Raw genomic sequence first — 21,569 nt, 5'->3', positions numbered from 1 at the left:
CTTTTCATATAAAGAGGTATCTATTCTTTAGTTAAAACATAAGCCTGATTTGGAACAAAATAGTTTTGCTCTAAAAACTCACGATTTTTTCCATAGTCGCTATACAGTAATTTTTCTAAATTCGTGACCAATTTTTTATTTGAATCAAGATTAAAATAAAAATTAACTTTAGATAATGGACATTGAATTGTTAGCTCGCGCTCTTTTTCATCTACTTTCCAATTTAGAGTAGGACATAACTGATTTACAGCGGCACTTTTAGCACCGTCCTTACTTCCCACACGACCAAAATGGACAACATTCCAATAAGCTGACCCATTTGGTAATAAATTTAAAATGTATTCTGCTTCGCCTGATTCACAATCAGCAAAAGCATCCTCGCATGAAATACGAGTGTGATATCGCCCTACATATTGCAATGAAGTTGCATTTAATTTTTGGGTTTGATCTGAGGTATCTTCAGGTAAAAAAGTTCGTCCAGCGACATAATCCAATGTTTTTATAGACGTACTACTTTTTATTAAGTTTTCTTCATGATTAGAACTTGTAGTTGAGTGATCTTTTGAATTGGTATGGTTTATATCGCAAGCACTGAGTGTCATGCACATCGCAGCCACTACAACCACATGCTTAACTGAAAAACGAGACCACTTCAAAGACATATACATTATTCACAGATAACAGCTACAGCTACATTTACGATTCAAATCAAGTATTAGCTGATTGCCGCTTTAAACTCTTAAGCCCTGAAAGGGTGCATTTTAGTAGATGTTAGTTTCGTTCATTTCAATCCTTTACATATTTTAACTATTTTACTTTTTAAAGGACTTTAAACCCGTTATTTCGTCTCCATATTTTTATTAAGCAAGAGTAATAGCTTCTTGTAACTTTTATCTTTAAGGAGAATTAGATGGCCAGTTCTGGTTTATATCGCTCGAACCGACACAGCATGATCGCCGGTGTAATGGGTGGTATTGCTGAACGTTTTGGTTGGAACGTAACTTTACTACGTGTCATTTTTGTTTTGATCTCAATTATGAGTGCTGCCTTTCCAGGAATTTTAGTTTATCTGGTTTTATGGTTAGTGATTCCTAAAAAACAGCCAGAACATATTGAAGGCTATCGACAATCCGTCCGAACAGTAAATGAAGAACAAGTACGTTAATTCATAACTTTGGTCGCTACGGTTGCATCCCCTAATCAACCGTAGCTTTTTTTATTCTAGAAATTATAGCTTTCGATTTAACTGTTGCTGCAATGCAGCAATCATATCTGCACGGCTAATCATTCCTATAAGCTTACGATCTTCAACAACAGGAATGTAATTAAAAGACTTTTCAACAAAGTATGGCACCAAATCTTGAATAGGTTGAGTTGGCAGTACGGTAACCACCCTACGGCTCATAATTTGTTTTACATAATGCTGCCAAGAATTCCTTGGGTCGGCTGCACCTTTAAACCACTCTACGACTTCATATAACGCTAAAGTTCCGACCAAATGGTTTTCTGCATTTACTACAGGTAGGCTCATTAAGTTCACTTGTTTAAACTTATCGAGTGCCTGATGAATATCATCATCTTCATGTAGTTTAATCACATCACGACTCATAATATCCTGACAGATATATTGATTTACCATACGCTCATTGGCATGTTCCTGAGCTTCTAAAATGATTTTTTCTAAATCATATTGGCTAATATCTAAAAGTTCAGTGTGATGCCCTAATGCATACTCAATATCTTTCGGCTGAATCGATACTTTTTGAGTTGGCGTTGGGTCCTTACTTCGCTCATTTAAATGCGCGGTAACCGGATAATGTCGCCCAATCAATCGATTAAAGAAAACAGCAAACCCAAGTAGAAGTAACGAATTGAGTAAAACTGGATAAAAAATAAAGTAAAAGCCCAACTTATGAATTGTGGCTCCACCTAGTACTGCTGTAATCGCAACCGCTCCACTCGGTGGGTGCAAAGAGTCAGTGGTCATCATTAAAAATATGGCAAAACCTACCGCGACACTAAAAGCTGTAGTTAAATCAGGAATCCACTGTGCACAGGCTACACCAATAATTCCGGCTAACGTATTACCAACAATCACATTCCATGGTTGGGCCAAAGGACTAGTCGGCACAGCAAACAATAGAACAGATGAGGCACCCATTGGGGCGATGTACCATGCATTAATTCCACCCAGAACATACCAGCTAATTAAGGAGGAAATTGCTAAACCACACAAAGCTCCAATTCCGCAAAGTAATCGTTCTTTTAATGGTAGAACCTTAAAATTTGGCTTTAAAATCTGTAACCATTCTGGCTGTATAACACTCACAGTACACCTTAGGGGATATGCCGTTATTTATAACGGGCAAAAGTATACGCCCAAAGACACATAAAGTGCATTTAAATTATACCTTTTAACTATCAGAAAACTTATTAAACCTATTCTTACTATTCTAATACTTTAATATTCAATCAATTTTTCATTTAAATAACGCCAATAACGCTTCGGCAAATATTGCACATGAAGTTTTATATTTTGCCGTTCAGTAATATTTACGCTCTTAAAATAATCCTTCCAAAGCTGATCATATAAAACTTCCTGCTCATCAAGCTCAAGCTGAAAGCTTTGGCTCATTCCATTTTTTAAATTACGATCAACATCCGAGGCTTCTAATGAAACTTCATGTATTTCACGTAAATCATAATAGATTCCAAACTTGCGTTGTTCATCATAAATAAGCCAACGTTGATCTTGATAACGCCGTTTAAAATGAGGCTGAATAAGCGGTAAAACATTAAAATCGGGACGTACTAAACTTAAAAAAAGCTCATCTTTAGTTTTCTTAAACCGAATAAAAGCTTCCATCCGATGCTTCTCTCGCCCGACCTTTTTCGTCCACTGCGCAATCGCTAAAACACTAGGATTTGAATAATCTTTTTCAATGGAAACATGGCTAGTAAACACATAGATACAATAATCAAATAAGTGCTGATAGGCGTCTAAAGATTCAGATAAAGAGGCAAAATAAAATTGTTTTAACGAAGATGGTGAAAGCTTTTTTTGTAGCGCTGACCACACACGCTCAGCATGCTGCTCGTTATTTGCAACCTCAATTTTATCGGCAAATAAGCCATGTTGAGCTACATTATTCAAACAGAGCCTGACCTGTAATTCTTTAAATTGAAATGCACGAAAAACACAGCTCAGCAGCCCAACCATTGAACCATCAAAATAGTAAGCCACTTCATCATTAAACATTGCTAAAACCCAAGGCTTAATTGTGGCGAGAGTTGCTGCACATATTTCGAAGATCCCTGCGTTAAAATCTGCTGCCGAATAAAACTTGATGATAGTTCTTTTTGGAATTTTGGACTGTCTTCGCAGCGAATAAAGAATTTTGCACGCTGATAGGCTACGCCGAGTTTTTTTAATAAATCGATATGGATTTTTCCAAAACGACGAGCCTGTACAATTTTCTTGGCCGATTTCACCCCAATGCCCGGCACACGCAAAATCATTTGATAATCGGCACGATTTAAATCTACTGGAAACTTTTCAGGATGCCTTAAAGCCCAGCTTAATTTCGGGTCTACATCAAGGTCTAAGTTTGGGTGTTTTTCATTGACAATTTCATTAACTTCAAAACCGTAAAAACGCATTAGCCAATCGCTTTGATAGAGTCGGTTTTCCCGTAGTAATGGCGGTGCAGAACCCACTGCTGGCAAGTAATTATTTTCGGTATTAATTGGGATATAACCAGAAAAATAGACGCGTTTGAGTTTAAATTCTTTGTAATGCTTGTCTGCCATAAACAAGACATCTTGGTCTGACTCTTGATGGGCCCCCACTACCATTTGTGTGGTCTGCCCTGCTGGCACATACTTTGGGACATGCTTAATGATTTGTCGCTCATCTTTAAGCTGAATCAGCCTGTCACGCACTAATCCTAAATCTTTTTGCACTTCCTGATGTGATTTTTCTGGGGCAAAAGTTTTTAGCCCAATTTCGGTCGGCATCTCTAAATTAATACTCATGCGGTCAGCATATAAACCTGCTTCATGAATCAGTTCAGGCGATGCTCCTGGAATCGTTTTTAGGTGAATATAGCCATTAAAGTTTTCTTCAAGGCGCAGCTTCTTTACGACTTGAAGCATACGCTCCATCGTATGATCTGCCGATTTAAAAATGCCAGAGCTTAAAAATAAGCCTTCAATATAATTACGGCGGTAAAAATTAATGGTTAAGTCTACGACTTCTTGTACGGTAAATGCTGCACGCTGGACATCATTAGAACGGCGTGAAACACAATAGGCGCAGTCAAAAATACATACATTACTAAATAGAATTTTTAAGAGAGATACACAGCGGCCATCTTCAGTATAGCTATGACAAATACCCGAATGGCTGGCATCACCTAGACCTTTATCTTTGTTTTTACGGTCACTGCCACTTGATGAACAAGACACATCATATTTAGCAGCATCGGCAAGAATCTGTAGTTTTTCTCGAATGCGATCAGACATATCAAACGACTCATTTATGGCATCGTTTAAAAAATATCATTTTGCATTCTTAAATTTAATCCAGTGAAGTACGCTCGGCGTCATAAGGTGACGTGACAATCCCCCGAAAAATAAAACGGAATATCGCAATTGAGCAGATAAGCTGTGATATAAAAAGAGGTTCGCTTTTTTGTATGGGTACAACACCAATGCTGAATCCCATTTTTTCTTTTTTTAAACTTCTCATTCGTAATTTAAATGTAAATGAAGATCAAATTTGGAGATGTTTGTCATTGACTACACCTCTCTATGCTTCCATCACTATTTATATCTTTTTTCTTATTTTTATGTTTTACCCCAACATTATTAGATTTGAACTGCCTGATTTTAAATTCATCTTTCAATTCGGATTATTTATTGGATTCTTACTCCTTATCTACTACATCTTCGTATTTTTTCCTGCCATTTTTGTTCAACTTAAATTACATAGGTATCATCGTATTAATTTTTTTACCGTCATTCTAAGCGCGCTGTTTCTTACGTACGTCATTCCAACCTTACTTATGTTGATATTCGCACCACTAGAACAGTTTGAATTCTTTGTGATTGAATTCTTCTATGTATTAGGTCCATTTTCGTTGATCTATGCTGTCATCTATTGGATATTACTGCTCAGAGCAGATCTCAAACAGCATTTAAAAAACGGGACGTAATTCCCCAACTAGCCTTTGCCACTCACCACCAAAATCCTTATACTTAACCACAATTTTTGTTTGATTCCAGTGGATGCACCATGAGTCGTGCTATATCGCATATTGATACATTTCAGGGTTTAATTCTTGCCCTACAAAACTATTGGGCCGAACAAGGCTGCGTCGTACTACAACCGTACGACATGGAAATGGGCGCTGGAACATTCCACACCGCAACATTCTTACGTGCTTTAGGGCCTGAAACTTGGAATGCTGCATACGTTCAACCTTCACGTCGTCCAAAAGATGGCCGCTATGGTGAAAACCCGAACCGTTTGCAACACTACTACCAGTTCCAAGTGGTACTTAAGCCAAATCCAGACAACATCCAACAGCTTTATCTCGATTCTTTAAAAGCAATCGGGATTGATACGCTTACTCACGACATCCGTTTCGTAGAAGACAACTGGGAATCTCCAACGCTAGGTGCTTGGGGCTTAGGTTGGGAAGTTTGGCTTAACGGTATGGAAGTAACTCAGTTCACTTACTTCCAACAAGTCGGTGGTGTCGAATGTTACCCAGTAACAGGCGAAATCACTTACGGTTTAGAACGTCTTGCAATGTACCTTCAAGGTGTTGACTCGGTTTATGACCTTGTTTGGACCAAAGGCCAATTTGGTACTGTAACTTACGGTGACGTATTCCATCAAAATGAAGTTGAACAATCGACTTATAATTTTGAATACGCTCCAGTTGAAAAGCTATTTGAACTGTTTGATTTTTACGAATCAGAAGCAAACCGTTTAATTGAAGCAAAACTTTCTCTTCCTGCTTATGAGCAAGTCGTTAAAGCTTCTCATACCTTTAACTTGCTTGATGCACGTGGTGCAATTTCTGTGACTGAGCGTCAACGTTACATTTTACGTGTACGTACTTTAGCGCGTGCTATTGCACAAAGTTATGTACAAGCGCGTGCAGAACTTGGCTTCCCAATGGCAGAATCACACCTACGTGATGAAGTATTGGCACAGCTAAAAGCACAAGCTGAAAGTGAAGCAGCAAAGGCGGAGAAAAACTAATGAGCAAACATACTGTTTTATTCGAACTTGGCTGTGAAGAGCTTCCACCAAAAAGCTTAAAAACTTTACGTGATGCATTACAGGCAGAAACGGTAAAAGGCTTAAAAGATGCTGGTTTAAACTTCGCATCAATTGAAGCTTATGCAGCTCCACGTCGTTTAGCGCTCAAAATTGTCGACATCGATGCTGCACAAGCTGATACACAAAAACGTTTTGACGGCCCTGCAGTTCAAGCAGCTTACGATGCAGAAGGCAACCCGACTAAAGCACTCGAAGGCTTTATGCGTGGTCAAGGAATTACTGTAGACCAGCTTTCTACTTTCCAAGCTGGTAAAGTTGAAAAAGTTTGCTATTTAAAAGATGTGAAAGGTCAAAGTCTTGACGCTTTACTTCCACAAATTTTACAAACTGCATTAGACAATTTACCAATTGCTAAGCGTATGCGTTCTGCTGCAAGCCGTACCGAGTTTGTGCGTCCGGTTAAATGGGTTCTTTTACTCAAAGACGACCAAATTGTTGACGCAACTATTCAAGATCACAAAGCTGGTAATGTGACTTATGGTCACCGTTTCCACGCACCAGAAGCAGTGACTTTAGCGCATGCAAATGACTATTTAGCTGCTTTAGAAAAAGCTTACGTTGTTGCGAACTTTGAAAAACGTCAAGCAACCATTCAAGAACAAGTGAAAAAGTTAGCTGATGAAGTTAACGCGACTGCGATTGTTCCAACTGACTTACTTGATGAAGTAACAAGCCTCGTTGAATGGCCTGTAGCTTTACGTGCAACTTTTGAAGAACGCTACTTAGCTGTTCCTCAAGAAGCTCTTATTACGACAATGCAAGACAACCAGAAGTATTTCTGTTTGATCAATGCAGAAGGTAAATTACAGCCTTACTTTATTACTGTTTCAAATATTGAGTCTAAAGATCCGACTCAAATTATTGAAGGTAACGAAAAAGTTGTTCGCCCTCGTTTGTCTGATGCTGAGTTCTTCTTCTTACAAGATCAAAAGCAACCGCTTGCATCTCGTAAAGAAAAATTAGCAAACATGGTATTCCAAGCACAGCTTGGTACGCTTTGGGACAAATCAACACGTATTGCAAAACTTGCGGTTGCATTATCTTCAATCACTGGTGCAAACCCAGCCGATGCTGAAAAAGCTGCATTACTTGCTAAATGCGACTTAACCTCTGAGCTTGTTGGTGAATTCCCAGAACTTCAAGGTATTGCGGGTACTTACTACGCACGTATTGAAGGTGAAAACACTGAAGTTTCAGAAGCTTTAGGTGAGCAATATTTACCAAAATTTGCTGGTGATGTTTTACCTAAAACCAAAACAGGTACAACCATTGCCCTTGCTGACCGTTTAGATACGCTTGTTGGTATTTTCGGTATTGGACAAGCGCCTACAGGTTCTAAAGACCCGTTTGCACTTCGTCGTTCAGCAATTGGTATCTTACGTTTAATCATTGAAAATGAATTAGATGTAACAATTGAAGAGTTAGTGAATCTTGCACTTCAAGGTTATGGCGATATCGTTAAAGACCACGACAAAACTCGCGCTGACGCGGTTGCATTCTTGGAAGGTCGTTACCGTGCTAAGTATGAAGACCAAGGTGTTGCTGTTGACGTACTTCAAGCGGTTCAAGCACTTGCACCAAAATCTCCACTCGATTTTGACAAGCGTGTAAATGCTGTTAACCACTTCCGTACATTACCTGAAGCTGCTGCACTTGCTGCTGCGAACAAACGTGTTGCTAATATTCTTGCAAAAGAAGCAGCATCAGAAGGTTCTGTAGTTGAAGCGAACTTGGTTGAAGATGCTGAAAAAGCATTATTTGCCGAGCTTCAAGCAGTGACTCCTGTGGTTGAACCATTACTTGCAGCAAAAGACTACACTGCCGCACTCTCTAAGCTTGCAGCACTTCGCGCACCGATTGATGCATTCTTTGATTGTGTAATGGTAATGGCAGATGATGCTGACCTGAAAGCAAACCGTTTACGTTTATTGGCTCAGTTGCGTAGCTTGTTTACTGCAGTGGCTGATGTGAGTGTGTTGCAGGGTTAAAATTATATAAAAATTAATTTTTGTATAATTAAGCTTTAATAAAAACCATGTTTTCACTCTAGTTGGAAACATGGTTTTTTATTGAAGAATTTCATTCAATATAATTATAAATGATTATTTTACATCCAATTAATAAATAAGAATTATTTACTTCCTTCACTTTTTATCCACAATTCAATAAACTAAAACAAATAATTACCAAACTTAACAAAGTACCATTGCAATGAAAAACTTAAATTTATTACTCATATCGACATTATTATTTACTGGATGTGCCACGACTAAATCGATTCAATATCCAGCTGCGGGTAAACAAACCTCTCTTTCCGTTTCTTCAGAACAATTATCTTCAATGACTGAATCAGGTGCAGGTGATTACTTTATAAAAGACAGCCAAATATTAGTTGGTGATTCAAGTAATGCTTCTGCCAGCCCAGTTTCTGGAATGTTTGGTCTTATTGGGGTAGGTGTTGCAATGGCAATTGATAAAAATGCAAATAGTTCAGCCATTGAAAAAAGCTCTCTCAATCAGCCTATTAAATTTGACCAGTTAATACATCAAAAAATTACTGACTCCCTCACCCAAAATAAAGCTGATCCTACAATCAAATTACTAGATTTAAATCAGGCATCTGAAGTTAAAATTGTGCCTTATTCACGTCTTTCTTTCCGTGAAAAGCCAATTGTAAAAGTAAATTTTGGTTTAAAGACCCAATTTAAAAATGCGGCAGACAATAATGCAGATACAAAACGCTTATATCACTATGTAAGTAAGGATCGTATTTCTTTAGCTGAATGGGAAGCTCAAAATAATTTATTATTTATGAAAAAAGCAGATCAAGCATTTAGCGCTCTTAGCCAAGTATTCACTTTAGATTTACAACATCAATTAAATTTAAAAGCATTTGATGAGAGCAAGCAAAAGAACTGTAAAACTAATGCAGATACATCCTTAGTTTCTTTTATCCAAACTCCTGACAATTTATGTGTTGGTGTAGTTAAAACAAATAAAGGAGATGTATTCGAAAATAGTATTTATATTGTTGAGCAATAATAAATATTAACCAAATACATTGGAGAACTACTTAAATTTAAGTTGTTCTCTAATGTAATCAAACAAATGCTTTAATTTCTTCTAAACTTTTCGATGGTTCAAACCACATAAAATCATAATTGGCCACATCATGAATATAAAACGGATCATTTTTCATGATTTCTTCAGCTTCTTGAACCGAAGAGCTTAAAACTAAAATTACCCCGCCTACTCTATTTTCTCGACGTCCCGATGCCAGAAATTTCTTCTGCTCATAGTAATGATCTAAAAAAGCAATATGCTCTTTGAGTACAGCATCAACTTCGGCTAATGTTTTTTTATAAGTCAGGGTAACAACAATCATCTCATTCTCTTAAAGTAAGCAGCACATGACATAACATCAATCTACAGATCCTTTAATTATCTATAGCTTATTCGATAGTACGCCTATTCCCCCAATTCATCCATACCAAGCTCCCCACAATAATCACTCCACCTAACAGCACCATCATTGATGGTTTTTCATTTAAGAAAACAACGGCTAAACTCATCGCGACAATCGGCGAACAATATAAAAAATTCGATGCAATCGTTAACGGCATATTTTTAAGTACATAGCCCCAAAGTACATACGCCATCGCACTTGGGAAAATACCCAATAAGACAACCGACATATTGGCTTGCCAAGTGGCATGTAAAATCTCATCAGGCAAATGAGCACTATAAAAAAGTAAAGGAATGGTTCCGAACCAGATGATGTAGCACATCATGCTCAAAGCATCATAATTTAAAGCAAATTTTTTATATAAATTAAAGTACAGACCCCATGCAATTGCAGCTAAAACAATCAACAAACTATAAGGGCTCGGTACACCAAAACCATGGTCACCACTGACTACCAAAATGGCGCCACAAAGACCGAGCAAAATACATAACCATTGTTTAAACCGAATTTGCTCTTTAAAAACTAAAGCTGAAATAATAAAGGTAAATAACGGAATAGACTGACTTAAAATGCTGGAGGCAACCGCAGTCACATATTGTTGCCCTGTATTTATCAGCAAATGATGCAGTGTTACGGAGAAAAATCCTAACACCCCAAGCGCAGGAGCATCTTTCCACTTTAAAGGCTGAATGCCTTTTTTTATGACCAAAAGCAGCAAAAAAAACGATGCAATCAAAAAGCGAAGTAAGGCAATGTGCTGCGGGGTATATGAATGCAAAGCACTATGCACACCAATAGGTGAATAGCCCCAGCAAAAGACTGTCACAGCAATACATAAATAGAGCTTAAATGCGGGAGGCTGAGTTTCGGCAGCAAGAGAAATTGCCATGTTAAATCTGCACTAATGAAATGGAACCCTTTCATCATATGCGCATGGATAATTCAATAAAATTAACTTATATTGAGTTTAATATTCATTAAAAGTGAATGATAAAACATGGATATCGCTCAATTAAAGATGTTCCAAACCGTGGTTGAATGCGGAACAATGGCAAAGGCATCAATGCAACTGCACTGTGTACCCTCCAACATTACGACACGGATTAAACAACTCGAAGAAGAGCTTGGTGCACCTTTATTTTATCGTGAAGGTAAAGCTTTAAAACTCACTCCATCAGGAGAAATTTTCCTAGATTATTGCCATAAAATTTTAGCGCTATGCGATGAAGCGAAACGAAGCATTCATCCAGATGCCCCACCTTCTGGTCCATTAAAAATTGGAGCAATTGAATCTTCTGCTACCACTCGTCTGCCAAACTTACTTGCGAAATATCATCAACGTTTTCCAGAAGTTTCTATTCAAATTATTACTGGCACATGGAAACAGTTACTAGTCGATATTTCTCAACATAAACTTGATGGTGCAATTGTTGCGGGTAATATTGAGTTTCCAATGCTCAATCAACTCAGTATTTACCAAGAAGATATGGTCTTAATTGCATCTCACTCTTTGGGAGAGATTCATTGCCAAGAAGATTTGATTGGTAAAGAAATTTTTATGTGGACTGAAGGCTGTCCTTACCGCGCAGCTCTCGAAGAATGGCTTAAGCTTAAAAACATCTCTCTTCCCATCACCAGCATTACCAGCTATGCCACGATTATTGGCTGTGTCAGTGCAGGCTCAGGGGTAGCTTTAGTGCCTAAAAGTATTTATGAGCAATATAAGAATTTGGCTCATATCCAAAGTTATAAATTTGAATATCTTGCCTTTATGCAAAATCACTTTTTCTGGCACAAAAATGTGAGCAACCATAAAGCCAGAGACATGTTTATAGAATTGATTAAGACTGAATTTAGTTTATGAATCATTGCAATGATTCGTTTAGCGCTATTAAATGATGATTTATCGTAATCAAATCGTATGGGTTTTATCTCATTGCAGTACAAGCTTTATTTTTAACAGTAAGATCACCACTTCATGTTTTGATTCTGGTTGGGGAGATTGATCCATATGAAAACCTTACAAGTGTTATGCGTTGCAAGTTCTATATTGGCTTCATCAACCTTATTTGCAGAAACAACACAGCCACAGCAAGTTGTTGAAACGACACCTAAAACACAACCTTATGGTGACAATCCTAGCTTAGGGCGCGTACTGTTGTATAAAACAGGCAAAGGTATACAAAATTTAGGAAACTCTATTCAAGGTGCTTCTGAAAAAACATCGAATAAAATTAGTGAGAAATGGCAAAATACCAAAGAATTCACTGCTGAAAAAGCAGAAGTGGTTCAACAAAAAGCAAATACCGCCAAAGTATTTACCGAACAGAAAATAGAGCAAGCCAAACAAAATATTACCAGTAGCCGAAATGGTGAAAATATTCCGATCGAGCAAGGTGAATTAAGTAAATCGAGCACAACAGCTAACTAATTTTTTGGATAGCGCGATAACTTCGCGCTCTTATAAACACAGATATTCATCTAGAAATAATGTCATTAACTATAAGAAAGTTGGGAATCTGCCTTATGAATAGTCAAAAACTCCTCTTTACAACACTATGCTGCTTAGCATTAACTGCATGTGCGACCTCTACACCTCCTTCTTCATCTTATTCTCAGGCACAAGTTTTAGAACAAGATACAAATATCGAGGCTTATCCCTCTACCACAGGTAATGTAGCCAAACTCATTAAACAAGATAAACAGGCTTGTATGATTGAATTTACTGGCTATTTAGGGGGCGGACATGTAACTGAGCACTGGACTTTTAATAATAATGGTCTGATTTCAGCGACCTCATCGACTATGCAGTATCCTGATGAATCAGGCATATTAAATCAGGCAACCAACTCTACAACCAAAAGTTCAACGACATTTAATATTCAAGATCCAGAAATTCAGAATAATTTCAAGAAACTCCAAAACAACTTTAATCCAGCAAATCTAGCAAAGTGTAATTAATACTTTTACATAAAAAGCCCGTTGCAGAAGTTACCCTTTGCAACGGGTTATAGCCATTTATAAATTTCTTGGACCTAATTTAAAATTATAAATAAGCTATTTAATTAATAGTCAAACCATTTGTTGCTGCCAGTAAATCAATACGAGGGAAAACCAATCCCGTTCTTGGGTCAGTAATTGGTTTACCTGTCGTTTTTAAACGACTAATCGTTTGATCAATACTTTCTGTCGGACTCACACTATTCGCTCGTAATAAAGCAATCGCGCCAGCTACATGCGGTGTCGCTTGAGATGTACCACCCATGGTGTAACCACCCGCCGTGATCATTGCTCCCGGTGCCAATAAGGTCACAAGACTACCACCATTACTAAAGCACGCTACCTTATCTGCCGCTGTGGTTGGGTCCGAACATTTCACAGGGTTCCCCCATGACACACCACCAATATTACTATCATAAACAGCACCTACTCTTACTGCACCAGCTACACAAGCAGGAGATGAGATGCCATCTGAAAATGCATCATTACCTGAAGCGACTACAGGCACCACACCAGCAGCTCGTGCATTGGCAAATGCCGTTCCATAACTGCTATCACTACACTCAGAGGTATATTTAACACCCGGTACGCCAAGGCTCAAGTTAACTGCTTTAATATTATAGGTTTGTGCATTATTTACAGCCCAGTTAATCCCTGCGAGGATATCACTATCATAAGCTGTGCTTACCCATTTACCTTGGGATCTCACTTTTCTAAAGACATCAATGCCTATAATTTTGGTCTTGGTAGCAACCTTAGATACGATCCCTGAAACATTACTACCATGCCCATCATCATCTAAAGCGCCATCATCTGGTGCACTATCAAATGAATAAACCACTCGACATGTGTTTGATGGTGTATTTACTGCCGTACAGCCAAAATCAGAGTGAAGATAATTCACACCTGTATCAATCACCGCCACACTAGAGCCTTCGCCCGTAAAACCATTGGTATTGGCTTGTGGTTGATTAATTAAAGGTAAACTTTCATTGGTCGTAGTCTGGTTAATACGGTTCGGATAAACCGCTTTAACATTTGGATCATTTAATAAAGTCACCAAAGCTTCGCGATTACTAATTCGATAGAAAGCTAAAGGCAAATTATTGTAGTCCCGAAGTACTTGTACACCACCAGCACGGTTAAACCTTGCCTGTATATTCTTTTTATTTGTTGCAATATAACTCCGCCGTTCTAAACCGGAAGGCACACTCACCGAAGGAATATTGTATTCGACGATTAAATCATTCGAATCATTATTAACCAAGGCATCCAAATCGATTTTGCCCTGAAATACTTTTTGTTTTGCTGCTTGATTTAACCGCTGTTTAGCACCTTTAGAGTCCAAAGGAAGAGCGGATGCAGTTGTACTTAATATTGTACATAGACCTAATAGAAATAACGTTTTACTTTGCATTATTTTTCTCCGTAGTTTTTCAACTAACAATTTGCTTATTTCGCTTTTATTTCATTTGCTGGATCTTTTTCTGGATCAATCGGTTGAATAGAAAGATCACTTTTTGTGTCATAAAAAGGGACGGTATCAGCTGATACCGATTGAGGATGAGTTGAATGTTGAGATAGATTTTTAGGTTGAGTAGGCTCCTTAAGTTTAGAAAGAAAGGACGCGGTGTCTGGTTGTGGCGAATTCGACTCATGTAAAGCAGAATTGAACACATCAGATGCACCACTTGTTGGCTTAAGATAGAGAACAACGGCGACCAAGCCGACCAATACAAGAAGGGAAGCAATAATTTTCATCTGTCATATCTCTGTTTTTTTGTTTATAGATATCTATTTTTATTTTTGATTATTCGAAATAAAGTGCCATTTCTTTCAATATATTTCATGTGAAATTTCTATTTCATGAAATATACAAACCTGAGAAAAGCCAAAGTACCTTTTCTCGAATAAGCAAAAATACAGTTCTGCCCTTACATTTATATTTCTGGCAGAAGATGGTTCAAAAAAGTGCTAAAAAAGCACTCCATTCTCATAATAAGCAATAATTATGCCGTTTCCTCTAATAAATAATTAGATTCACATCACATTTAAAGATATAAAGAACAAGTCAGGAAAAAACGAAAGAGAAAAAATTAAAGGATATTTTTTAAAAAAGGAAAGACAAGCGAGCTTAATTAGAATATCTAACAAATAAATGTTCTTTTTCACTTTATTATTAATTTTTATTAATCTTCACAATTTATCCCTAGTCTGTTTACTCAACGTAACACTGTTGTAACATTTTGATGAAGTTAGTTCCCAAGCCCATATTTCCTTGGCTATGATTCGTTTGCGTTTATGAAATACCTCACTAAAAGGGTATATTCTTTGAAGGATATCGCAATGAAAATGATGAAAACAGCTATCGTTACTGCAAGTGTTCTTGCTTCTGCCTCTATTTTTGCACAAAGTGCGGGCGTTAATGCAGGTGCTTCTGCTCAAGTAAATGTACAACCGGGTGGTCTTGTTAGTGGCGTAGCCAATACAGTCAAAAATACTGCACATACTGTGGGTAGCACAGCAAAGCATGCTGGTCATGTAGCGGCTGACACTACAGTTAAAGCTACAAAAAAAACAACAGGAAAAGTGACTGAACTTTCTTCTAAAGCTGCAAATGGTACTAAACATTTTGCTGCCGAAGCTGCGACAGGTACTAAAAATGTAGCAACTAAAGCTGCAAACGGTACTAAACATTTTGCTACCGAAGCAGTAACAAGTACTAAAAATGTAGCGACTAAAGCTGCAAACGGTACTAAAAATCTAGCAGTTGAAGCGAAAGCTGATACAAAAGCAAGTGTTGATGCTGTAAAAGCTAAAGTTGCAGAAAAACAAGCAGACCAAAAAGAATTTACTGCTGAAAAACAAGCTAATGCTCAAGCACATGTAGATACTGTAAAAACTCGTGTAGCTCAAAACCAAGCCGAGCAAAAAGAGTTTGTAGCTGACACAAAAGCAGATGCTCAAGCGAAGTTAAATGCAGCTCAACCAGCACATGCAATTAATGCTCAAACTGGTTTAAATGTTGGTGTTAACGTTGGTCCTGTTGGAGTTAACACAAATGCAAATATAAACGCTGGTGCTCAAGCATCTACACAAAAAGCTGAAAAGAAATCTTGGGTTAAAGGTCTTTTCGGTAATAACTAATCCGTTATAAATAAAAAAGGGCAATTAATTGCCCTTTTTTATTTCTCAAAAAACAAGTATTCAATTCGCTTCAGTTAAAACTAAGCCCGCACGCAAACCAAGCTTCACATTTGGATTTGGAAATAAAATCCAGACCTGATCTTGCTCAACCACATAATTACCAGAAGGTTGAGTTGCAATGATTTCACCTTTGGTAAAAGTCGAAAAATTCGGAGCTTCAGCAGATAAATTCATCTGGAAGTCTTCATCTTTTTTAATTAAAGAATCAGACACCTTAAAGACTCGAATTTTTGTTTTATTGCGTAGCGGTAAGGCTTGCTCAGAAACTACATTACGAATAACTTCATCAATTGCAGCAAATTGGCTCAAGTCATTTTGCCCAAATGGTAAGGCTTTGCCTAACTCTAAAGTTGCGCTCGCCGCTTTAAAATTCTCACTCGTAAAATGTGTAAACGTTTTACCTACTGCATTGTGATAAACCAAAGCATCTAAATCGGCTGCTTCAAGACTTGCTGTTAAATCAGCATCATAGCCATGCGTTTGATAGGGAAATAAAGCAAACGTTGGTAACAATGAAGCACGAATTGCTGTATGTAAATCATAGTGATAGCGTTTAGCGTCACTTGCACTTTCTTGAAAGAAAGTCGTGACAACTTGCTCTAAAACTTCAGCACGCTTTGATTCTTCAGTCACGGGTAGAGTTTTATACCCGCCACAAAACATTCGATTTACATCATCATACACATAGCGTTTGCCTTGACGCATTGCATAGGGGTTAGCCAATACAAGCAGCAACCTCACAGCAAGGTTTAAACGCCCTGCAAATAAATCCGTGCAAAGATGAGATAACAATTCAATTGGTGCTGTTTCATTACCATGCACTCCAGCTGACAGTACGACAGCTTTGTCGTACTGTGCGTTTGGGGTGCATTCAAGAAGTCCTTCACCCAACCAACGCCAAGAAAAATTATTTTGTTTTCCTTCGCGAGTTGTAGGCTGCTCACCTTGTAAGGTTAATGCTAGAAAATCTTGCATGTCACCTCCTCATTATTTTTGGAAAGGATAAACCGAACCCAAACCTAAAATTTTGGTCAGTTCGTCAAGTGCCATACGGCTTTCCATTAACAAATGTGGATCAGCCAAATCTTCTTGTGCTAAACGATCACGATAGTGTTTATCTACCCATTGATTGAGTGTGCCAAACAATTGATCATTCATTAGAACTTTTGGATTTACGGCATTTAACTCAGTTTCGTTCAAAGCTACGCGTAAACGTAGACAAGCTGGACCACCACCGTTACGCATACTTTCACGTAAGTCATATACCTGAATAGCATCAATTGGCGTGCCCATTTGAATCATGTCATTTAAATAGCCCCACACTGCTGCATTTTGACGAGACTCTTCCGGTACAACAATAGTCATTCCACCATCTGGACGAGTCAAAATTTGGCTATTAAATAAATAGGTTGCTACGGCATCGTCTACAGTAACGCGGTTTTCAGGCACTTCAATCGAAATAAAGTCTTCACCGATGCTTGCCATTTTTTTACGAATTTCAGCAAAAGCCTGATCTTGATTTAAAAAGGCATGTTGGTGATGGAATAAAACCTGTTGGTTACTTACCGCGATCACATCGTTATGGAAAACGCCCTGATCAATTACATCCGGATTTTGCTGAACAAAAACGGTATGTGCATCATCTAAACGGTGCAAACGTGCAATTGCTTCACTTGCCTCGCGCGTTTGTCGAGCCGGATAGCGTTTTGGTCCCGGCAAGCCATTATTTAAATGTTGTTGACCATAAACAAACACCTGAACACCGCGCTTAGCATAATCACCCCCTAAGCGGTTATGATTGGCTGCACCTTCGTCACCAAACAAAGCCACTTGTGGCAATGCTTCGTGATGTACAAAGTGGCGTTCATTTTTAAAGATGGCTTGTAAAACTTGGCTTGTAGTTTCAGCTTCAATTGAACGGTGAAACTTATTGTTCAGGTTCGCTGCTGTGAAATGCACACGCTCATCTTGGCTATCTGCCGAAGGTGAAACAGTAGCCGCATTGGCAGTCCACATTGGAGAAGCTGAACTTAAAGATGACAATAGTTCAGGTGAATGACGCATTGCTTGAGCAACAACGCTAATGTCATCACCTGTAAAACCTAAACGGCGTAACATTGGAACATGTGGACGCTCATGCGGAGCAAGTACACCTTGTTTCATTCCCATGTCAGCCAAGGCTTTCATCTTTAGCAAACCTTGTTTAGCTGCTAATTTTGGATTCGAGGTATTATTACGGTTTTTTGTCGATGCTTCATTACCAAACGACAAACCCGCGTAGTGATGTGTTGGTCCCACTAAACCATCGAAATTTACTTCATATCCTTTCATTTTTTCTTTCCCTAGTGTTTAAGGCAACACAATCCCTGGAGATAATTTTTCTGGTAAGGTTAAGCTGTCACTTTCAAGTGATGCCATTGGCCAAGCACAATAGTCGGCAGCGTAAAAAGCACTCGCGCGGTGATTACCTGATGCCCCTACACCACCAAATGGTGCAGCACTTGAAGCCCCAGTTAATGGCTTGTTCCAATTCACAATACCGGCACGTGCTTCAATGAGTAAGTCATCAAACAGTTCGCGTTTTGGTGAAACCAAACCAACTGACAAGCCAAAACGAGTTGCGTTAGCAATTTTTAATGCTTCATCAAAGTTGTCATAACGTTGAATAGTCGTAAGCGGACCAAAATATTCTTCATCTGGAATATCTTTCACGCCTGTTACATCAACAATACCCGGAGTAAGTAGAGAGCTGTCTTCTTGAGGACGTGTCATTGGCAACAAGCTTTTTGCACCCAGCTCAAGTAATTTTTGCTGAGCATGCATCATGTTTGTTGCAGCAACTGACGAGATTACCCCACCCATAAATGGTTGTTGTTCATCGTTCCAACGGCCAACTTTTAGGTTTTTAGCAACCTCAACAAAACGTTGAATAAATGCATCACCTTCAGCACCATTTTTTACCAAGATACGGCGTGCACATGTACAACGCTGACCTGCCGAAACAAAAGCAGATTGAATAGCAAGATTAACTACTGCATCAACATCGATAATTTCATCAATAATCAATGCATTATTGCCACCCATTTCAAGCGCAAGAATTTTTTCAGGTGCACCTGCCATTTGCTTATGCAAGTGATAACCAGTGTTTGCACTTCCGGTAAACAATAAACCATCAATTTCATGTGAAGCAGCTAGCGCTTCACCCGTGGTACGTCCACCTTGCACCAAATTCATCACACCATTTGGCAGACCAGCTTGCTGCCAAAGTTTTACAGTTTCTTCAGCAGTCCATGGCGTTAATTCACTTGGTTTAAATACAACTGTGTTGCCAGCAAGTAATGCAGGAACAATATGCCCATTTGGTAGATGGCCCGGGAAGTTATATGGACCAAAAACCGCAAGTACACCATGCGGACGATGACGTAAAGATGCTACACCATCGGCCATTTCAGTTGAGCTTTCGCCTGTACGTTGGTGGTAAGCACGAATCGAAATCGCAACCTTGCCAATCATTGATTGAACTTCAGTTAACGTTTCCCAAAATGGCTTACTGGTTTCTTGGCTAATGACTTCTGCTAAATACTTTTTATTTTCTTCAAGCAAAGCGGCAAATTTTTCAACAATCGCTACACGTTCTGCAAGTGGTAAACGCGCCCAAGCTGGAAACGCAGTACGCGCTGCCTGACAAGCTTGCTCAACATCAGCAGCAGTAGCCTCGGCACCTGACCATACAGTTTGGTTATCAACTGGATTTGTTTTTTCAAATGTTGCACCGCTGCCTTGTAACCAGACACCGTTTATAAATAAAGAGTTTGACATCAGGATACTTCCATTGGATTTAGTGATAACACACGAACAACGTGACCTTCTTGTACACCGAGTTTTTCAGCTTGTTCATGTGTTAAATTTATTGTGTTATCAACAAGATCAAGCTTTAACAACATTGCCTTATAGTCATGATAATTATCATTGGCAATGAGATATTGGGTCTTACCGACCGCAGCTTCACTTGTAATTTTGACGTTTAGTAACTGACTTTCTTTTACTGCTCGCAATTCATCAATATTGGCTTCAATGGTTGGACCCGCATCAAAAATATCGACATATCCTTGATAGCGTAAGCCTTCCGACTCAAGCACATGATAAGCAGGTAAAGTTTGTGGATGCATTTTTCCAATTACCTCTTGCGCATCTTTTGGCAAGAGATCTACATAGACTGGGAAACGTGGCATAAGCTCTGCAATAAACACTTTTTGCCCAATTCCACTTAAATAGTCTGCTGTTGAAAAATCCATATTAAAGAAATGGTGACCAATCGCATCCCAAAATGGAGAACATCCATTTTCGTCTGAGAAACCCCGCATTTCAGCAATTAACTTTTTCTCGAAATATTGCTTAAACGCAGCGATAAACATAAAACGGATTTTCGATAAGAATTTACCGTTTTGGTTTTCACGACGCTCTGGATCTAAAAATAATGTACAGAGTTCACTACTACCTGTTCTGTCATTACTTAAAAATAAAGTAGGTAATGACTTATACACATTTAATGCTTTTGAAGCGTGTACTTGAGTACCAACATGAAAGTTGTACCAAGGTTCAATGAGTCCAACAGCAACTTCAATTGCACTTAACCCAATAACACGTTGAGCTTCTGTATCTTCAAGAACAAACAGATAACCTTGTTCACTTTTATGGACATTGCCATTTAAAGTATTGCGAGTACGTGAAATTCGAGCCGAAAGTGTATCCATATTTTGTGGCAAGGAAGTCAGGCCTACACCCGACTTACCTGCTAATTTATAAATATCTTCAAGGTCTCGAAACTCGGCATGACGGACGATCATCATGGCTAGCTTTCCTTTTTTTTATTTAGCCAACTTTGCCAATGCGCGTTTTAAACGAGCAATTCCTTCATCAATATCTTGTTCAGGAATAATTAGAGACGGTGTAAAACGAACCACGTTAGGTCCTGCGATTAAAGCAAGTAAACCTTCTTCACCTGCCCATGTGGTAATGTCTTTCGCTTTCCCTGCATACTCAGCTTTTAATACACAACCAATGAGTAAGCCTTGACCACGAATTTCTTCAAAAATCGGGTACTCAGCATTTAATTTATTTAATGCGTCGATGAAATATTGATGACGATGTTTTACACCCTCAAGCACTTCAGGTGTATTAATAAACTCAAATACTGCACCTGCAACCGCACTTGCTAACGGGTTACCACCATAAGTTGTACCATGTGTACCGACTGAAAAATGCGGAGCAAACTTATCGGTTGTTAGCATTGCACCTACTGGGAAACCACCACCTAGTGCTTTTGCAGTCGTTAATACATCTGGAATAACACCAGAGTTCATGTAGGCATACAGTGCACCTGTACGGCCAACACCGGTTTGTACTTCATCAAAAATAAGTAAGGCACCAAACTCATCACACAGTGCACGTAAACCCTTTAAAAATTCGATGTCAGCAGGAATAACGCCGCCTTCACCTTGGATTGGCTCAACAATCACGGCACAAGTTTGTTCATTAATG

General features: G+C 38.6%; 21 protein-coding genes. 8 read left to right on the top strand and 13 right to left on the bottom strand.

The window, feature by feature from the left end:
* Positions 1-20: 20 nt before the first annotated feature.
* Complete coding sequence (locus ACXM0J_RS12715) at positions 21-662, bottom strand: hypothetical protein (protein WP_086265783.1); 642 nt, start codon at positions 660-662, stop codon at positions 21-23.
* Between the two features lie 248 nt (positions 663-910).
* Between ACXM0J_RS12715 and ACXM0J_RS12710 the strand changes: the two genes are divergently transcribed.
* Positions 911-1,165, top strand: coding sequence for a PspC domain-containing protein (locus ACXM0J_RS12710; protein WP_002116779.1), 255 nt, complete (start codon positions 911-913; stop codon positions 1,163-1,165).
* Positions 1,166-1,228: 63 nt separating this feature from the next.
* Here ACXM0J_RS12710 and ACXM0J_RS12705 read toward each other — a convergent pair whose 3' ends face one another.
* The 3 genes from ACXM0J_RS12705 to ACXM0J_RS12695 form a co-directional block, all read right to left on the bottom strand.
* On the bottom strand, positions 1,229-2,329 hold the full coding sequence (locus tag ACXM0J_RS12705; protein ID WP_086265761.1) for an HPP family protein: 1,101 nt from the start codon (positions 2,327-2,329) through the stop codon (positions 1,229-1,231).
* Between the two features lie 132 nt (positions 2,330-2,461).
* Entirely contained in the window at positions 2,462-3,259 is a 798-nt protein-coding gene (locus ACXM0J_RS12700; protein WP_086265760.1) for a TIGR03915 family putative DNA repair protein, read from the bottom strand.
* 2 nt (positions 3,260-3,261) lie between these two features.
* On the bottom strand, positions 3,262-4,524 hold the full coding sequence (locus tag ACXM0J_RS12695) for a putative DNA modification/repair radical SAM protein (protein ID WP_002116722.1): 1,263 nt from the start codon (positions 4,522-4,524) through the stop codon (positions 3,262-3,264).
* Positions 4,525-5,296: 772 nt separating this feature from the next.
* On the opposite strand from ACXM0J_RS12695, the gene glyQ reads away from it, so the two are divergent.
* The 3 genes from glyQ to ACXM0J_RS12680 all read left to right on the top strand — a co-directional run bounded on the left by glyQ (position 5,297) and on the right by ACXM0J_RS12680 (position 9,397).
* Complete coding sequence (gene glyQ / locus ACXM0J_RS12690) at positions 5,297-6,274, top strand: glycine--tRNA ligase subunit alpha (RefSeq protein WP_086265759.1); 978 nt, start codon at positions 5,297-5,299, stop codon at positions 6,272-6,274.
* Positions 6,274-8,343: a glycine--tRNA ligase subunit beta gene (gene glyS / locus ACXM0J_RS12685; protein WP_086265758.1), complete on the top strand. Its 2,070-nt coding sequence runs from the start codon at positions 6,274-6,276 to the stop codon at positions 8,341-8,343. Before glyQ ends, glyS begins: the two co-directional genes overlap by 1 nt.
* A gap of 223 nt (positions 8,344-8,566) precedes the next feature.
* Complete coding sequence (locus tag ACXM0J_RS12680) at positions 8,567-9,397, top strand: hypothetical protein (RefSeq protein ID WP_000793438.1); 831 nt, start codon at positions 8,567-8,569, stop codon at positions 9,395-9,397.
* A gap of 58 nt (positions 9,398-9,455) precedes the next feature.
* Here ACXM0J_RS12680 and ACXM0J_RS12675 read toward each other — a convergent pair whose 3' ends face one another.
* Positions 9,456-9,740: a YciI family protein gene (locus tag ACXM0J_RS12675; RefSeq protein WP_086265757.1), complete on the bottom strand. Its 285-nt coding sequence runs from the start codon at positions 9,738-9,740 to the stop codon at positions 9,456-9,458.
* A 67-nt stretch (positions 9,741-9,807) separates the two neighbouring features.
* Entirely contained in the window at positions 9,808-10,710 is a 903-nt protein-coding gene (locus tag ACXM0J_RS12670) for a DMT family transporter (RefSeq protein WP_086265756.1), read from the bottom strand.
* A 108-nt stretch (positions 10,711-10,818) separates the two neighbouring features.
* Between ACXM0J_RS12670 and ACXM0J_RS12665 the strand changes: the two genes are divergently transcribed.
* The 3 genes from ACXM0J_RS12665 (at position 10,819) to ACXM0J_RS12655 (ending at position 12,782) form a co-directional block, all read left to right on the top strand.
* Positions 10,819-11,685 carry a LysR family transcriptional regulator gene (locus tag ACXM0J_RS12665; protein ID WP_086265755.1) on the top strand — a complete coding sequence of 289 codons (867 nt, stop codon included), beginning with the start codon at positions 10,819-10,821 and terminating at the stop codon, positions 11,683-11,685.
* A 147-nt stretch (positions 11,686-11,832) separates the two neighbouring features.
* Complete coding sequence (locus tag ACXM0J_RS12660) at positions 11,833-12,252, top strand: hypothetical protein (RefSeq protein ID WP_086265754.1); 420 nt, start codon at positions 11,833-11,835, stop codon at positions 12,250-12,252.
* A 95-nt stretch (positions 12,253-12,347) separates the two neighbouring features.
* On the top strand, positions 12,348-12,782 hold the full coding sequence (locus tag ACXM0J_RS12655) for a hypothetical protein (protein ID WP_068530122.1): 435 nt from the start codon (positions 12,348-12,350) through the stop codon (positions 12,780-12,782).
* A 100-nt stretch (positions 12,783-12,882) separates the two neighbouring features.
* Here the strand turns inward: ACXM0J_RS12655 and ACXM0J_RS12650 are convergent, their stop codons facing one another.
* A complete protein-coding gene (locus ACXM0J_RS12650; protein ID WP_086265753.1) occupies positions 12,883-14,238 on the bottom strand; it encodes a S8 family peptidase in 1,356 nt (451 codons plus the stop codon).
* Between the two features lie 35 nt (positions 14,239-14,273).
* The gene (locus ACXM0J_RS12645) at positions 14,274-14,582 is read right to left on the bottom strand and encodes a hypothetical protein (protein ID WP_046811856.1); all 309 of its coding nucleotides are present in this window, start codon (positions 14,580-14,582) and stop codon (positions 14,274-14,276) included.
* A 585-nt stretch (positions 14,583-15,167) separates the two neighbouring features.
* Between ACXM0J_RS12645 and ACXM0J_RS12640 the strand changes: the two genes are divergently transcribed.
* Positions 15,168-15,968, top strand: a complete 801-nt coding sequence (locus ACXM0J_RS12640; RefSeq protein WP_086265752.1) for a hypothetical protein — start codon at positions 15,168-15,170, stop codon at positions 15,966-15,968.
* 60 nt (positions 15,969-16,028) lie between these two features.
* On the opposite strand, the gene astE is transcribed toward ACXM0J_RS12640, so the two are convergent.
* The 5 genes from astE to ACXM0J_RS12615 form a co-directional block, all read right to left on the bottom strand.
* Positions 16,029-17,003, bottom strand: coding sequence for a succinylglutamate desuccinylase (gene astE / locus ACXM0J_RS12635; RefSeq protein ID WP_086265751.1), 975 nt, complete (start codon positions 17,001-17,003; stop codon positions 16,029-16,031).
* A 12-nt stretch (positions 17,004-17,015) separates the two neighbouring features.
* A complete protein-coding gene (gene astB / locus ACXM0J_RS12630; RefSeq protein ID WP_086265750.1) occupies positions 17,016-18,359 on the bottom strand; it encodes an N-succinylarginine dihydrolase in 1,344 nt (447 codons plus the stop codon).
* A gap of 18 nt (positions 18,360-18,377) precedes the next feature.
* Complete coding sequence (gene astD, locus ACXM0J_RS12625; protein WP_086265749.1) at positions 18,378-19,847, bottom strand: succinylglutamate-semialdehyde dehydrogenase; 1,470 nt, start codon at positions 19,845-19,847, stop codon at positions 18,378-18,380.
* Positions 19,847-20,878, bottom strand: coding sequence for an arginine N-succinyltransferase (gene astA, locus ACXM0J_RS12620; RefSeq protein WP_002116871.1), 1,032 nt, complete (start codon positions 20,876-20,878; stop codon positions 19,847-19,849). Before astA ends, astD begins: the two co-directional genes overlap by 1 nt.
* A gap of 18 nt (positions 20,879-20,896) precedes the next feature.
* Positions 20,897-21,569: aminotransferase class III-fold pyridoxal phosphate-dependent enzyme (locus tag ACXM0J_RS12615; RefSeq protein WP_304457360.1), on the bottom strand; the 673-nt coding region annotated here is incomplete at its 5' end.

Source organism: Acinetobacter sp. GRABPA_MV_2, from assembly GCF_056725885.1.
The sequence above is the reverse complement of the archived record's forward strand: the minus strand, read 5'-3'. Positions and strand labels throughout refer to the sequence as shown.